Source organism: Psychrobacillus sp. FSL K6-1415, from assembly GCF_038003185.1.
Taxonomy (GTDB): Bacteria; Bacillota; Bacilli; order Bacillales_A; family Planococcaceae; genus Psychrobacillus; species Psychrobacillus psychrodurans.
On sequence record NZ_JBBOOQ010000001.1, the window covers coordinates 2,135,032 to 2,150,631 of the forward strand.

The following is a 15,600-nucleotide window of genomic DNA, read 5'->3' on the forward strand; positions in this document are numbered from 1 at the left end:
AGCGTTTTAATTTTTATTTGTAAGTTTATGATATCTTCGATAACCTTGAAGAAATGCAGACTCTTTATTTTTATATACCTTTTTTTACTATTTGCCTTTATTGAATAGCACACTGTTTGCACTAATAAAAGGAATTCCAGCTTCTATATAACTTCTAACTAATTTCCAATCGTTAATGCTATCTTTTTTAAACGTCTGAAAGAACAAATTCGCTGTTTCAATACTCTTACCTTGTATAATCAAAGTTGCTGATAAGATAGCCATAGTTTCATTTTCTCTTAGAGGTAGGATTGAGATTACATTTATATTCCATTGAGCATTATTTTCTTTAGCAAAGCTAAAACCTTGTTCCCATCCATTTAATGATTCTTCATAACCAAAGTCAAATATATCTCCACCTATTATTTCTCTTGCTTTATAATCACGTGATATTAATTTTTTCAAGTCCTTTAAAGATGATTCTCTCCAAATATCTAAATATATATCTAAAAATTTTGAAAATTGATTATCCATTAAAGAACCTCCTTCACTGTTGTTATAGTTACAATTCTGTATAAATTACTACTTGTTCAACATAGCTGCGTCTAAAATTGAACAAGAAAAATGTATTGAAATAATAAATCAATGAACTTTCATTAAAGCCCATCATTTGCCAACAATTTAGGTCAAAATAATTTGCTATTAATGAACACAAGATAATTTCACTTTTCTAAATTCTCATATCCCCAATCTTTTCAAACAGAGCTTTAGCTCTTTTATACAAACATTTAGCTAATTTAGATCTAAGAAACTCATCTAAACAGTAGAACAGACATGAAGATAGAAGAGAGGTAATGAAATAAAAATTAGAGAATAAGCTCTTGATGTCTGAAAGTAGAATTTCCTCTCCCATCCTGTTAACAAGATTGGAATCACAACAAACAAAGCACCTAGGAATAAATGTATTAATAATGCACAACTTCTTCTAGACAGTCCTCTAAGTTTTTTTGTGACGAAATCAGAAAGGAGTGATGCTGGTACTCCATAAATCAAAAGTATTGGAAGTAAATATAAAATCACTACGATTACAAAAGCAGTCTGTTCTTCGAAGAAATAGATTAACATAACCAATACACAAGTGGTTACAGCGGTAACTAGCTTTCTAATAATCATATTACTCACTCCACACAATAGATTATACTGATTAGTTATTTCTTCAATAGTCTTCAGAATTCCTTCTTAAACTATAAATAAAGAGCTACCTCAGATTTTTGGACTGTCATACTATTAGTTGAATTAAGAAGCGTTTTTCACCTTATTTCATTACGGAATTTTAAGATGGTTTGGATTGTAAATATGATGCTAAATAATATTATTAGTAAAAGTAAAATACGATCATTCTTATACAAATTAGTATCATTAACACTCAACCAAAGCATGCAAATAAATGAGTTTAACCCGAATAGAAGTGTCCAAATAACAAGCTTTATTATCTTATAGATTCTATTCCCAATTAAATACCTAATATAAAAGTAAATAATCAACCCCATTCCTAATACCCAAAGCAATGGCTTCATGAAAGATGAAGTTAAAGAAATTGGCTCCTCCCAAGGCATATCTATATAGATTAAGTTAAAGATATTGGTCAAATTGAATATAAAGAGAAAAACAAGAACACAAAAAAATAGAACCCATTCGCATACATAAAATAATGGAAATATAACCTTCCTCAAACTTTTTACCTACCTATTCTTAAAAGAATTATGGATAATATTACATGACCATTTGAACACCCTTCTTGAAGTTTAGCATCTGATAGAATTTAATAGAATAATCCATTTTATAATGACACATCTGATGGATTTGCATGTTGTGTCTTTTTCTTATTAATTTTTTTCGTTATACTCCCTATACAGCCAACAATAAACATGAGGATTGCAATTATTTCAAGAGGTACGAATATTAACAGAAATCCAATTCCTGCAAATCCATCTTGTGTTATGTCGCTAACAATGATTGAACCAGCAACAATGAATATAGGCGTAAAAATTATCGCTAAATACATACCCCATATCATTAGATTAAGTGACCAAGAACGTTTAAAAGTTAGAATGAAAGCCATTATAAAAAAAAATATAATAACGGATATAGAGGTTATTATTTGAACCACTCTCCTTTTATTTGCTGTCTTTTTATAAGCCTTATTTAATTTGGGCACTCGTTTATTGAATAACTATTCGCACCTACCATTTGACTTTAGTAGTAATTTATATTCATAATACATAATTTCTCAACTCAATAGTTGTCTCCTCCTTTATTTGGATGACTTATTTAACTAACCAGCTGGCATTAATTGAAGAAGAAAAAAGAGCTGTAATATCAGCTCTTTAAAGTATCCGTTTATTAAAGATGAATTATTTTAGAACTACAGCATAATCAAGTATTTCTTGATATAGTTCATTCCAGTCTTTATAGTATTCTGTTATTTCACACGGACTTATAAGAGTTCTTTCAGCAGACTCAAACTTTGCTTGGAAATCGTGTAGTCGTTCAATGTCCATACGATAGAATACTTGATAGCCTACCTTTGGGTAATTGCTACTTGCATCCCAATTTGGATTTTCATTGTGGTCAACTATAATATGGCCTAAAAGAAAGACTTTACCTGTTACATACCCCTCTTCGTACGCCTCACGTTTTAAACAATCTTCAGATGTTTCTTCTTGTTCAATATGACCACCTGGAAAATCCCACCCTCTATGATCTAAATTAACCAAAAGTATCTTTTCTTCTTTAAAACAGAAACCGTGTACGCTTGTAATTAACTTTCTTGGCGGAAGTTGTGAATCACACTTCCAGGTTAATTTTACTTTTGAATTTCCCCAGTTCACATATTTGGTTGTCAATTCTTCACTCTTCCTTTAAACAGAATCTCCAGCGTTATGCTAACTAACCTGCTTACAACTCTTTTAAAATTATTGATGCCACTCAAATGTATACAATTTGTTTTCGTCTTGTATGAATAAAGCGATAAAGTAATCTAATCCACCATTATTTTCTCTATAAAAGTACAAATCGCCTACTTGAGGATTAATAGAACAATATGCAAAAGCCTTTTTTACCTGTTCTATATCTTTTCCCTGCAATTGGTACATTGCAATGGTAGTAGTTATAAAGTGTTCAATTTTATTTTTTACTTCATCTACATTATCTGTTGACAGTGCGATCATGCCACTATCTTTAATAGAGATTTTTTGCTTTGAGTATTGAAAAATATTGACCCATTCTCCATCGCCATGGAAACTTGCTTCAGATTTCCATACCTCTTCTCTTTTTTCTGGCATCGGAACATTAATTCCCCATTCCGTTTTATACGAATGTACGATTCCAAGTGGATTTATTAAAGCAGTTTTATTCCAAATAAAAAATAGTATAACTACTAATAAGCAAAGCATAATAATTGCCCGTTTTTTCAAAACATCACCCTAAAATAGATGACGAATTACACATCCAATTGTTTCTAGGATGTGTAACAAACCTGTCTTTAGTTGAGTAACGCTCTAGGCTGTCTCATGACAGGGCTGTGGCTGTTTCGTTAAAGTACACCATTAATTGACTATGAAACATTAAGTGATTTATTGTCTATAATTTCAACTAACTCATCTAATGTTCCAAAGCATTTTAAGATTTCGGGTAAATGATAAAAGGTACTTGTTGTTTCAATATTATCTATCTCCTTGTTTGGTGAATACAGATAGATATTTTTCCTATTTCCAATAGCAATACCTAGTTCAATGTGGCTCCCTTTACCTGCTGGTAATATAACTACAACAAAATCAGCTTCTATTACAGCAGTTTTCTCTTTTTCACCTATTATCTTTAACTCTTCTAATGTTTTTACATTTTCATTTACAGTCCAATCATACGTATGGATATACCCTCTATTCTTTAGATTTTCACTAACATATCTCACCAACTCTATATTTTTAAAGCTAGATGCAATATAAAACTTCATAGTTTCCCCCTTTTATTGTTTAATAGTTCTATAAATCCTTTTGACGGATTCCATATGTAGTGCTTCGTGATAGAAACTGAATAGAAATGTTTCTCCAAGTGTGTGAAATGTAATGCCAGCCTTGTTAGTGAAAGGTTCAGGTAATTTTTTTTGTAGATTTCCAGGTAGGGAATTTTCTATTCTTTGTTTTTGTGCAATCAGTTCATCCGAAATTGCTGCGAGTGAAGGTGGAGTGCCAATCCAATTAGCTGGTTTCGTGCCTGCACTAAAAAAGACTTCATATGCTTCAGGAAGAGTCATCTTATCTCCTGAGACACCAAATACTAGTTTTTCCTGTATATATGCAATGTGACCAAAATTCCAACGAATATTATTCGAAAATCCTTTTGGAATAATATCTGCTAGTTCCTCGGGTATTTGTTGGATAGATTTTTCTGTTATTCCTCTTACTGTCTGCATATGCTCAAAAATTTTTTGTTCCAATCCTACTCCCCCTAATTTCGTTTAATGCTCCTGTCCTTAAATGTATTCTCCTCGATTGCTCTAAATCCCTTCTCATTTTCCATATAAAAAATGACCCCCTTTGTTGGAAGTCATTATTTTAAAGTTCTGTTTACTGTGCTATCTATTCATATTGTATCCTTTCTCCCTATTTTCTTCTATGTAATGGTTGGGAAGCAGTTGACTAATCGCAAATTCACTTCGGACTCTAGGGGGAAATTAGATGACTATCTATCTAAAGACATTTCAAGTATTTGAAAGCGTTCAAGAAATGGATACACATATTAGGTCGCATATAACGCAGAATTGTTATAAGTTAAATGATACGGATCGTGCAGTGCTATCTTTGCTCGCGCAGTATGCGTGTAAATATGCTGGAGCTACTCATTTGAAAGTTGAGACAATTTCTCAAGCAATAACTAAATCGGATGCGACTGTTCGACGGACGTTGCGCAAGCTAGAAAGCCTTCATGTCATTAAGAGAATCTCAACTATTCGACGTGTGACAAAGGGTTATGGAGCTAATATTTTAATCATTTTGCCTTTCGATGACCAATCGGAAATGATCAGTCGAGTAGATTCTCAAACGCTAGTAAATCCAAGTACTGAACAGCACCTTTCGCAAGAAGAAACGTATTATTCTTTAAGCTCTAAAAAAGAATTATTACATAAAACGTATTCTAACGAAATTGTATCCTCTTCATTTTCCGTAGATAATTCTACAAATAAAAATTTGAGTACATTCTACCAACTGTTCCAATCAACTATTTTCTCGATGCTTGGAGAAGATCAAAAGACAGTAAGTCAATTATATGGTGTTTACCGTAGCCTGACTTACCGTGTTACTAATTACTTTCCTCAGCATAAGGACTTCTATGAAAAAATTGGATACCAGGCATTGACTATTTCATTGCATGCATCACAAAAGAAAAAAGTTCGCAATCTTGCAGGTTATTACGTGGGTATTTTCGAAAAAATTTGCCAAAGAGACTTGTTTAAATTCTATGCGGAGTTTGAGGAGTGACCTATAGGCTTAGGCTTCACTGGTATTTCAAGTTACTTATGCGTGCCTCTCGAGAAAAAGAATTACTCCTCTTAACTAACTCTTTAGTAAAAATGCGACTGTTTCTGTTGAAACAATCGCTTCCGATTTATCCTTTAATTGACTTCAATTTTTTCTTGCTTATGAACCAAATTAATATCGTTAGAACAAGTAGTATTATCGGAGTCAAACCAACATATTTCCATTCATTATTTGCCCCTGAAAAGTAATATGCTATCGGTATGAATGTGAAAGTACTAATTATTATGTACACCCAAGACCTTTTAACAATACCCAGCATTAAAGCTAAAATTGAAACAAATAATGAAAGCTGCCATAATAATAACATTTTTGCACCTCCATTTAGCTTGGTCTTTCTACAACTAATTCCTTACTTATCTACAGTATCAAAGAACATGTGAAAGAATGCCGCGTGATGTAGCCATAAATACGTTTATGGATTTGACTTGGCACAGCATAATTTCTTTACTATGCATTCCCTTTTACGGGCTGACTCTTTCCTTTTACTTTTTATGCCCACCAAGTAATCCTGCACGTGTTCTTGCAGTTCCTGCTTCTGTGTAAGATACTGCACGTAAAATTGCAGTAGATCCGTATTTACTACGTAAGGCATCCATAGTTTTCCCAAGCTTTCGTTCTTTCCATTTATTTTCTTCAAACAAACTTAATTGCATCGAATACTCTGGTTCTAAATTGGTAATCGAGATGGATAATTTCCGAACAGGACGGCGATCGTAAAATTCATCAAAGATTTGTTCACATACTTTATAAATGGTCAATGTAGCATTTGTAGGTTCATCGATTGAACGAGAACGATTGAAACCTCCGCCAAATTCGTCTTGGCTGTACCCAACGGATAGATGTATCGTTCTACCAACCATCTCTGCTTCACGTGCACGCCTAGCAACATCCTCACACATTTCTAAAACGACTGCCATAACTTCTTTTTTACTACGATAATCCCGAAATAATATTTGACCCTTTCCATAACTAATTTGTCCTTCTGCTAGAGGTGCTCCAAGCTCGGATATATCTACTCCCCACGCATGAAAATAAAGTTGGTTTCCCATCACACCAAACTTCTCCTCGAGTAGAGATAATGGAGTATTTGCTAATTGCCCAACCTTGAAAATCCCCATATTATTTAGAGTCTTTTGGAGACGAGAACCAATCCCCCACATTTCACTTAAGGGAGTTACTGGCCACAATTTTTCCTGAACGTCATCATACGTCCATTTAGCAAAACCAGTTTTTTTCGCTTCTAGATCTAGGGCTAACTTAGCCATAAGCATATTAGGTCCCATTCCAACCGCACAAGGTAATTGAAATTGAGCATACAGTTCATCTTGAATACGTTTTATTGTGTTTTCAACGGGCCCCCACAGCTTTTCTGTTCCTCCAAGATCTACGAAACACTCGTCAACACTGTATACATGAATTGATTCGTGTGGGACAAACTGGTGTAAATAGCGTGTAATTTCCATCGATACTCGAACGAAAAACTCCATTTTAGGTTCGATAAGATGTATCGAAGGATGATCTGGTATTTCAAACAAACGAGTTCCAGTCTTTACACCAAACTGTTTTTTCATAGGTGGAGATGCAGCAAGCACGATACTTCCTTTTTGCTGCAAATTTCCGATGACCGCAATCGGGGTATTCGTAACATCCAGACCTGCGTCTGCTGCTGCACAACTTGCAAAAAAACTTCGTATATCAATGCATATAATTTGCCGATTTTTTAGTCCCTCATACATATTATTTACTCCCTTCTAGGAACTTACGTTCTTTATAGTATATTACGAACACAAGTTCTTATTCAATGGTAAATACTAGTGTATGAAAAAACGCTCTTATCGTAGGAATGCTTTTAATTATTCGAGATTAATGACAAATTCGAGACCGGTAAGGTTCTCTTTTAAATGACTCTTATACTCAGTAAAAATTAAACTTAATCCGGTTAAATCATCTGGAAGTGCTGGAGATACAATAAATTTGTGTGTAAAATGACCTTCCGATCCTCTTTTTCCAGTAGGACGACAATCAAAATTATCATTGATGTATAGATATAAAGCACCTTCAGAACGACTCCGACGCATTTCCTCCAGAGGATCGGAAATGTTCGGGGCATCCCAATCTATAGTAAGGTATATTACACTTGCATTATCAAACTGCCGAATGAATGTAATTGAGTATAAGCGTTCATCCTTTTCAATCGCTTTCATAACTGGCAGATGTCTTCTGAAATTAGTTGGTTCAACCTGTGGCCGAAAGATTTCCTCATTTCTCAATAATCCAAACAACGAGTTTAACAAATCCTCATAAACTCCATACTTTTCCGCCCAATCGGAGATCGATTCAATTGGTGGAACACCTGGATTGTTGTTTGAAAGGTCTTTACGTTGTTTTAAAAGTTCACATAGTTGGTCATCGAGCGGCAAAAGCTTTTGGTCATAATAGTCAGATTGATCCACTTCTCTTTTTTTCATATAAGCCTTCCTTTCTTATTTCCTCCGGTTTAACTCATTGATTTGTTCAATGGCATCATCCACATTTTCGACTCAATTACTTCGATGGAAAGATTAAATGATTTCACGGCTCAATGGCTTCGTCCAGATTTCCGATAATGAGAACTATAATGAGAAAGTTCGATTGTATTTGCAGTTAGAATTGCTATATCTGCACTATTCCCGGTTATATTTTTTCTAGGAAATATGCATCCTAAGCTTTTATACTGATTCAATTATCTTTATCAACTATCCTCCAATACGTACTACCATACTTATTCTATCTAAGGTCAAAAATCCCTTCATATAGCCCTCAAATAAAACAACACTCCCAGGCTAGCGGGAGTGTTAATTAATCTAATTGTATATGAGTTCTATTAGTATTACATTTTCTCTGGAGCTGGTACACCTAGAAGTCGTAAGGATTCCTTCAGGACAACAGAAACTGAAAATGCGAATGCTAACTTAGAAGAAGTCGTTCCATCATCTGCTAAAATTTTTGTTCTAGCATAATATTTATTGAACTGGCGCGCAAGCAGTAAACTGAACTTTGCAATTTGGGATGGATCCGCATTATCAAATGCCTTTTCTACTACACGTGGAAAATCCTCGAGTAGCTGGATAATTGGCCAAGCTTCAACCCCAATAGAAGAAAAAGTGAATGCTTCAGCCTCAAAGCTACCTTTTTGAAGCAATGAACAAATTCGAGCATTGGTATATTGTACATAAGGACCAGTTTCTCCCTCAAAGTTAAGCATCTGTTCCAACGAGAACTCAATATCATTCATCCGGTCATTTTTTAAATCATTGAAAATCACTGCACCTACTCCAACTTGTTTTGCAACTTCTTCCTTATTTTCTAATGTTGGATTTTTCTCTTCAATATTATGCTGAGCAGTCTTAATAGCATCAGTTATTACGTCCGCAAGCAATATGACTTTACCTTTACGTGTAGACATTTTTTTACCGTCTTTGAGCATCATACCAAATGGAACATGCACTAGATTTTTGGACCATTCAAATCCCATTTTTTCTAGTACAGAAAAAAGTTGTTTAAAGTGAAGTGTTTGTTCATTCCCCACAACATAAAACGTTTTACACGCATGAAATGTTTGATGACGATACATAGCTGCTGCTAGATCGCGTGTCGCATAAAGAGTCGCCCCATCTTTTTTGGTAATCAGACTAGGTGGCATATCTTCGATTTCTACTACAAAAGCACCGTTAGATTCAATTAACAATCCCTTTTTCTTTAAGTCGTCAACTACTCTAGTCATTTTATCATTATAAAAAGCCTCCCCAGCATAAGAGTCAAAATGAACTCCTAAAAGTTCATATATTATTTGGAACTCCTTTAAAGATGCTTCTTTAAACCAATTCCATAGGGTTAGAGCCTCTTCGTCACCTTCTTCAAGTAATTTAAAAGCTGCACGAGCCTGATCATTTAAAGAATCATCTTTTTCTGCCAGATCATGAAAATGTACATAAATCTTCAATAACTCTTCAATAGGTGCTGCAAGTATTTTCTCTTTGCTTCCCCATAATTTATAAGCAACTATTAGCTTGCCAAATTGTGTACCCCAATCTCCTAGATGATTAATGCGAATAGCTTCATACCCATTCTTCTCCGCAATATTTGCTAAGGAGTTACCGATTACAGTTGAACGTAGATGCCCCATGGAAAAAGGCTTCGCTATATTCGGTGAGGAAAAATCGATTACAATTTTTTCATGCATGCTATTTTTACTTCCATACTTCTGTAAATCCGTCATAATAGAATGTAAAACTTGGTTTGTAACAAAAGCTTGATTGAGGAAAATATTCACGTATCCACCAGCAACTTGAACGCTAGCTATTAATTGATCCTCTAGTTTCGCACTTAACTCTAGCGCTATTTGCTGTGGAGCTTTACGGAATTTTTTGGCTAATGTAAAACAAGGAAATGCAATATCTCCCAATTCTGTCTGTTTTGGCTTTTCCAGTAACAGTTCTACTTGTTCAGCAGTCCATTCATTTTCTAAAGCAATTGAAATGACATTTGCGATTTGATTTGTCAGGTTCATGTATTTTCCTCCCATATAAAAAGCTCTCGTCTCTAAATAAGAGACGAGAGCTAAAATTCCCGTGGTACCACTCTAGTTGCCACAATTGTGACCGCTTTTCCGTTCGTAACGAGGTGCCTTCCCCGATTTTCCCTACTAGACTTTCAGGACATTTCTCCAAAGTGCGGTTCATCGATTCTTCGTGTATTAGGCTCCCACCATCCCTAACTCGCTTCCCAGTCTCGTATCGACTACTCTCTTCTTCAATGAATTTAACATTATGATTTTAGATATCTTACAAGAAGTTCAAAATTATGTCAACTGTCTAAATCATCTTTTAAAATAGAATACATATACAAATCATCAAATTTTCCACAAGTATATTCATAATGTCTTAGTAAGCCCTCTCTTTTAAACCCCTGTTTCTCCACTAACTTTTGTGAAGGGGCATTGGCTGGTTCGATCAAGGCTTCGATTCGTTCGAATGAATAATGATTAAAACCAAACTTAATAACTGCTTCTAGAGCTTCAAAAGCAATTCCTTTTCCCCAATATTCTTTGCTCAATTCGAATCCTACCTCAGCACGGTAATTTTTTGTACTTCTATTAAGAAATCCGCAGCTTCCGATAACCTTTCCAGCATCTTTTAGCGTAATTCCCCATCTAATGCCAGATTCATCTTTGCGGATAGAATGATACCAACTGATTTCATCTAGAGCGTCTTCTACAGATTGAAAAGGTTCCAATCCCATATGTTTTACAACATCCTTATCTGACAAATAGCGTAACATGTCAGAAGCATCCTCGTTTGTAACTTCTCTTAATAATAATCTTGACGTTTCAATAATTGGCATAGTCGTCATTGTTAAAACCTCGATTCATTTGTAAAATAAATTTGCTTAGTAAAAAGGGAAAACACAAACCTCGAATAGAACCACCTCTCCTTTGTCATATTAACTACAAAGGAGATGATATAATGCCACGAAGAAGTGACAATCCACATGTGAATCCCACACCACATTTGGATGGTAAAAAAGAAAATATAGTAAATGATCCAACGGCAACTGCTGGTGCTAAAATCGGTATTCAATTGAATGCAAAAGAAGAATTTGCTCAAGAAAGAAATCCATTCAACTATCTTCCAAAACGGGATAAAGAAATGAAACCATTTGAAAAGTTAACAAGAGGTAAAAAAGTAGAAGAATAAATGTTCCAAACAAAAGCTGCAGATAACTTTCTACAGTTTTTGTTTTTCCTTATAAAGTAACTGCATTTTTTCTTTTAGTTGCTGTTGATTCCACTCCACAGTTTTATCTGAGACAAAAGAGACTTTCTTACGCCTTGGTATTTTCACTTGACCACTAACAGCTCGAGTATAGCCTTCTATCATCGAAGCAATGGCTAAAATGACAAGTGCAAAGCAAATAGCTGGACCTAGCGGCAACCAAGGAACTCCCTGCAAATAACGGAAGGAGGATCCAAAAAGACCTGCCCATTCATAGGCAATCGATTTAGGGGGATCACCCATCATTGGATCATAACTGACATCTGTCCCTCCGATATACAATTGTAAAAGTCCTAAATGAGTGAAGACAACTAATGTTTCTACGACCTGCTGACCATATAAAACGAATAGCTTTTCTCGCATCATTGGGAATAGATGTCTAGTAATAATTCGGGACTTACTTGCCCCTAGAGTTCTCGAGGCTAAAATATATTCCTGCTGATACAATAAGTTCGCTTCATTGCCAATAAGTGCAGAAACAATCGGCACTGTAATAATGGCCATTAAAACGACTTGTATGACAATACGCTCCCAGACAGTTGTGGAGAATCCTTCCATCGGCTCCCATAACACAGGATAGAGCATTAAATAGGAAAAAATCGTCATAGGTACATAATGAAGAGGATCGATGAAACTATTAATGGTGGTGCGACGTTTTTGCCAATATGTCCCGATTGCAAATCCTAAAGGCACAGCTATTAGCATTCGTACGGCAGCAACCCCCATAGCGGAAATAATCGTATATTTTGCACCGAGCATAATTTTAGCGAACATATCATAGCCATATTGATCGGTCCCTAAAGGATGCAGCCAGCTTGGAGAAAGTGGCGCAGCCTCAATCACTCGCCCCTTTTCCATTAAAAAATAGGTTTGTTTCGGATCTGGGCCATTTATCCATTCAAATACAAAGCTGCCGATAAGAAAGAAAGCTATTACGAGAAAACCAAATACAAAATAGGGTTGTTTCCATAGCAATTTCATACAGCAGCACCACCACGACTTGTCCGACGTAAAAAGTACCACTCCAAAAAGCTATATATTATAAACACTGGTATGAAAAAGCTACAAACAGTTATTAAAAATAATTCTCCAGACATATGCTCAATTAAGTGGAACATAATTCCAGGCATGTTGAACATACGCTCTAAGATGAATAAATTTGACAGCATAAACCACATCGTTTTTTTAGATTGAAAGAAAATACTAATGATTGCATTTCGAAAAATATGTAAAAGTAAAATGATAACCTTATTAAACCCAAGAGATCTAGCAAGCTCTACATACAACTTTCTTTCTTCTGCTTCAAAAGTCAGCATACTTAAGCGGTAAAGCTGAACCATCGGCAAAATCATTAAACAAAAAACTGGGAGCAGGTAGATTTTTTCTCCTCCAGTTGATGCGATTGACATAAAAACACCCGTATGTCTATGCACAAAGATAACTAGTAATTGAATAAGCAAGATAACTAGAATATCTGGTAATGACTCTAAAAAGAAAAATAATGTCTTGATTCTTTGTCGAGAACGTTCCTTAAAAAGCATAGTAATTATGGTGAATGATAAAGCGAAAATAACTGCAGCAAGCAGTGCTAAAAATAATATTTCTAGTGAATAGATGATATACTCCCCAATATAACTACTATAATATGTATCTAGGAAACGATTCATTGGAAAAATCACGAGTAAATGTTCACCATATTCTCTCCACCAAAGCTCTCCTTTTTGAAAACCATTAATAAGAATTGGCAATCCACTGATTAGTAGAATACCGATGAATGCAACACCTAACCTTAGCATCCACTGCATAAAACGTTTCACAAAAAATCCCCCTGTTGCCAATAAGTTATGATGAAATTATCATAACATAGTGAAAACAAAAGATAGAAAATTTTTAGTAATTGCAAAAGAAATTGATGGCAGGGTGAGCAAAAACTATATCATACTGCTAGTTTGGTTGTGTTAAAATAACTGGCATAGATACATTATTTACTTACTCTACTCCTTGCTGTATCTGTCGTCGAAACTACCTGAATATGAGAAAAAGCTTTGGAAAGCCCGTACCTTGGCATATTATTATATATAGCCTCCGATGCACTCTTTTCAATTATGTATGTTTCGTGGTAAATCCCAACACTTCCATCATCTTTAATCTTTTGGTTAAAAGATTTCCAAGCTACAGAATGAGTTTTCCCATGAGCATATGCCTCCAAATCCTCAAAGCTCTTCCAATACTGGATCAGTGTAACTCCCCTCCAATTTAGAAGAAATTCAGTGTGAATAAATCCTAATTCAGGGTTCTGGTACAATTCCTTTATCATAGGTCCCATTGCACGAAAAACTGGTACCCACTTTGTAAATGAAAAGATTTTATTAATACGCATGCCAATAAAAAATAAAACAAAAGTCTCATCTGTACTAGCAATAAACCTACCGTTATAAATTTTCTTACTCAAAAAATTCCCCTCCTAATTTATGATTAAAATAATATATTGAGTTATTCTCTATTTTTTATAGGTAGTCTTCTTCAGTAAAAACTCTTCCTTTACAATAAGTTCTACATAAAAAATGTTACTCCTTCTTTATCGACTTTTAATTGCTCTCCAAGCGGACGCTTTCCGTGTGCACAACTTCCATCTCTGTGGGTCAAAAGGACGTCATTGGTCACAGAGGGCGCCCTGCGCTCTCTGGAGTCGCCACCTTGCACGTTATCAATGATGATCAATTTTAGAAAAACGGATAATTGTATATATAAGCAATTAGAAAATAACTCAAGTAAATAAATTAACAAATGCCACTTACTCCAACGTATAAGGTATTGGAGTAAGTGGCATATAAATTAACAGGATGCAGTATAGATTTTTTGAACAATAAAAATCATTGCTAAAGGGTCATTTACTTTGTGCAGGTTATTTTGTAAGTAATGCTAACTTTCTTTTAGATGGTGTTTCGTATTTTACTTTTGTGGACTTTTGAACGTAACTTCCTCCACCAACACCATATAAACCACCATGATTACCCTTATAGCTATATACTCGGTACTCCTCTCCTTTTTTCAAAGGACGGACTGTATTTAGTGAACCGTCGTTCGCCAATTTGACTAAGTTTGTATTAGATAGAATAGTCACTTTGCCTATTTGCCCTAGTTTAAGTTCTGTTTTTCCCCACATAACTCTTACAGGTGCACCCAACTTCTTCGTAATGTAAGCAGAGGAAATATAACCGGCTAACTTTTGATCTTCCGTCTTAACTGGGTACCATACGAATTGATTTAAACTTGTTAAAGATTGGTCAAACAAAAAATTCCCATCAATAATTAATGTAGAGTTTTTGGATATAGATTTTGGAACAGAAGAAGTACTAGGTTTTGATCTTAAATTTACAGTGTCTTCTGTTATCGATACCTTGTCGCCGATATGAAAGTGATATGCAGAGGCATGTAGCTGATCAGTTAATGTATAATCCATCTTACGGAATCCAATATTGTCACTACTGTTAGAATCATATTCAAAGTCAGCTGTACTAAATGGAAACTGACCTAATTTCGTATCATTTATATAACTATCTCTTTCAATAAATGAAAATACTTTTTCTTGATAAGCATTCTTATTCTTTAATCCACTAGATTTATATATTGGACTGTTAACAGGCTTTGTACCGTTATATGCCATTACAGGAAAATACCAGTTTTCGATTACTTGTGGTCCAGCATCTTTTATTTTTGGAAGATCTGTGCGATTATACATTTTACTAAGAATTTCGACGCCTACCTGTATATTGTATGTGATATCGGATTTCAATTTTTCTTGATTATAATCTAATTGATTGGTAATTTGCATAAGACCTATCCCATTATCTTTTGAGATTATAGGTTGGCCTTTATCATCAAATTGTTTCCAATTACCATTTTCTGTTGAAGCCACGGCTTTTACTACTTCGGGCGGAATATTTGCTTCTAAAGCCGCATTCGTAAGTAGGCAGTTTATATGCTGAAAAGTTGGGTTTTGATTTGGCTTAATTTCTCCATATGTTGAACATTTAGATGTCCATGTTGACTCGGCGGATGCTTCTTCATAAGAAAAAGATAAAAACAGTAAACAAGTTAAAAAACCTGTCCATATTTTGATTGATTTCACTTATTCATTCTCCATTCGTTTAATATTTTATACTTATCTAGTATATTTTACCATGTAAAACTAGAGTTTCACAGCC

General features: G+C 34.7%; 17 protein-coding genes and 1 other annotated feature. Of the genes, 2 read left to right on the forward strand and 15 right to left on the reverse strand.

All coding sequences use genetic code 11. From position 1 onward, the window contains the following. Nucleotides 1-87: 87 nt before the first annotated feature. The 7 genes from MKY60_RS09985 to MKY60_RS10015 form a co-directional block, all read right to left on the reverse strand. Complete coding sequence (locus tag MKY60_RS09985; protein ID WP_340929695.1) at nt 88-513, reverse strand: flavoprotein; 426 nt, start codon at nt 511-513, stop codon at nt 88-90. A gap of 282 nt (nt 514-795) precedes the next feature. After that, entirely contained in the window at nt 796-1,152 is a 357-nt protein-coding gene (locus MKY60_RS09990; protein ID WP_340929697.1) for a hypothetical protein, read from the reverse strand. A 667-nt stretch (nt 1,153-1,819) separates the two neighbouring features. Then, nucleotides 1,820-2,149 (reverse strand): hypothetical protein, encoded by a 330-nt coding sequence (locus tag MKY60_RS09995; protein WP_340929698.1) that lies wholly within the window; start codon nt 2,147-2,149, stop codon nt 1,820-1,822. A gap of 244 nt (nt 2,150-2,393) precedes the next feature. Continuing rightward, nucleotides 2,394-2,885, reverse strand: coding sequence for an NUDIX hydrolase (locus tag MKY60_RS10000; protein ID WP_340929700.1), 492 nt, complete (start codon nt 2,883-2,885; stop codon nt 2,394-2,396). 69 nt (nt 2,886-2,954) lie between these two features. After that, nucleotides 2,955-3,455, reverse strand: coding sequence for a hypothetical protein (locus MKY60_RS10005; protein WP_340929702.1), 501 nt, complete (start codon nt 3,453-3,455; stop codon nt 2,955-2,957). Between the two features lie 140 nt (nt 3,456-3,595). After that, nucleotides 3,596-3,994, reverse strand: a complete 399-nt coding sequence (locus tag MKY60_RS10010; protein WP_340929703.1) for a group-specific protein — start codon at nt 3,992-3,994, stop codon at nt 3,596-3,598. Between the two features lie 12 nt (nt 3,995-4,006). Beyond that, the gene (locus MKY60_RS10015; RefSeq protein WP_340929704.1) at nt 4,007-4,477 is read right to left on the reverse strand and encodes a DinB family protein; all 471 of its coding nucleotides are present in this window, start codon (nt 4,475-4,477) and stop codon (nt 4,007-4,009) included. Nucleotides 4,478-4,718: 241 nt separating this feature from the next. On the opposite strand from MKY60_RS10015, the gene MKY60_RS10020 reads away from it, so the two are divergent. Beyond that, the gene (locus MKY60_RS10020; RefSeq protein WP_241599219.1) at nt 4,719-5,519 is read left to right on the forward strand and encodes a helix-turn-helix domain-containing protein; all 801 of its coding nucleotides are present in this window, start codon (nt 4,719-4,721) and stop codon (nt 5,517-5,519) included. A gap of 542 nt (nt 5,520-6,061) precedes the next feature. Here MKY60_RS10020 and MKY60_RS10025 read toward each other — a convergent pair. The 4 genes from MKY60_RS10025 to MKY60_RS10040 all read right to left on the reverse strand — a co-directional run bounded on the left by MKY60_RS10025 (nt 6,062) and on the right by MKY60_RS10040 (nt 10,970). Next, nucleotides 6,062-7,315, reverse strand: a complete 1,254-nt coding sequence (locus MKY60_RS10025; RefSeq protein ID WP_093495801.1) for a Y-family DNA polymerase — start codon at nt 7,313-7,315, stop codon at nt 6,062-6,064. A gap of 117 nt (nt 7,316-7,432) precedes the next feature. Continuing rightward, nucleotides 7,433-8,047, reverse strand: coding sequence for a hypothetical protein (locus tag MKY60_RS10030; RefSeq protein ID WP_340929705.1), 615 nt, complete (start codon nt 8,045-8,047; stop codon nt 7,433-7,435). 401 nt (nt 8,048-8,448) lie between these two features. Then, nucleotides 8,449-10,128: an arginine--tRNA ligase gene (gene argS, locus MKY60_RS10035; RefSeq protein ID WP_340929707.1), complete on the reverse strand. Its 1,680-nt coding sequence runs from the start codon at nt 10,126-10,128 to the stop codon at nt 8,449-8,451. 36 nt (nt 10,129-10,164) lie between these two features. Then, nucleotides 10,165-10,383, reverse strand: a binding site (T-box leader). A 41-nt stretch (nt 10,384-10,424) separates the two neighbouring features. After that, nucleotides 10,425-10,970 carry a GNAT family N-acetyltransferase gene (locus MKY60_RS10040; RefSeq protein ID WP_340929708.1) on the reverse strand — a complete coding sequence of 182 codons (546 nt, stop codon included), beginning with the start codon at nt 10,968-10,970 and terminating at the stop codon, nt 10,425-10,427. A gap of 113 nt (nt 10,971-11,083) precedes the next feature. On the opposite strand from MKY60_RS10040, the gene MKY60_RS10045 reads away from it, so the two are divergent. Then, nucleotides 11,084-11,314 (forward strand): hypothetical protein, encoded by a 231-nt coding sequence (locus MKY60_RS10045; protein WP_340929709.1) that lies wholly within the window; start codon nt 11,084-11,086, stop codon nt 11,312-11,314. 30 nt (nt 11,315-11,344) lie between these two features. Here MKY60_RS10045 and MKY60_RS10050 read toward each other — a convergent pair whose 3' ends face one another. The 4 genes from MKY60_RS10050 to MKY60_RS10065 form a co-directional block, all read right to left on the reverse strand. Continuing rightward, a complete protein-coding gene (locus MKY60_RS10050; protein ID WP_340929710.1) occupies nt 11,345-12,373 on the reverse strand; it encodes an ABC transporter permease in 1,029 nt (342 codons plus the stop codon). Beyond that, nucleotides 12,370-13,209, reverse strand: a complete 840-nt coding sequence (locus MKY60_RS10055) for a hypothetical protein (protein ID WP_340929711.1) — start codon at nt 13,207-13,209, stop codon at nt 12,370-12,372. The genes MKY60_RS10050 and MKY60_RS10055 overlap by 4 nt, the downstream gene beginning before the upstream one ends. Nucleotides 13,210-13,373: 164 nt before the next feature. Further along, a complete protein-coding gene (locus tag MKY60_RS10060; protein WP_241599205.1) occupies nt 13,374-13,844 on the reverse strand; it encodes a DUF4188 domain-containing protein in 471 nt (156 codons plus the stop codon). 453 nt (nt 13,845-14,297) lie between these two features. Continuing rightward, entirely contained in the window at nt 14,298-15,524 is a 1,227-nt protein-coding gene (locus MKY60_RS10065) for a transglycosylase SLT domain-containing protein (RefSeq protein ID WP_340929713.1), read from the reverse strand. Between the last annotated feature and the right edge of the window lie 76 nt (nt 15,525-15,600).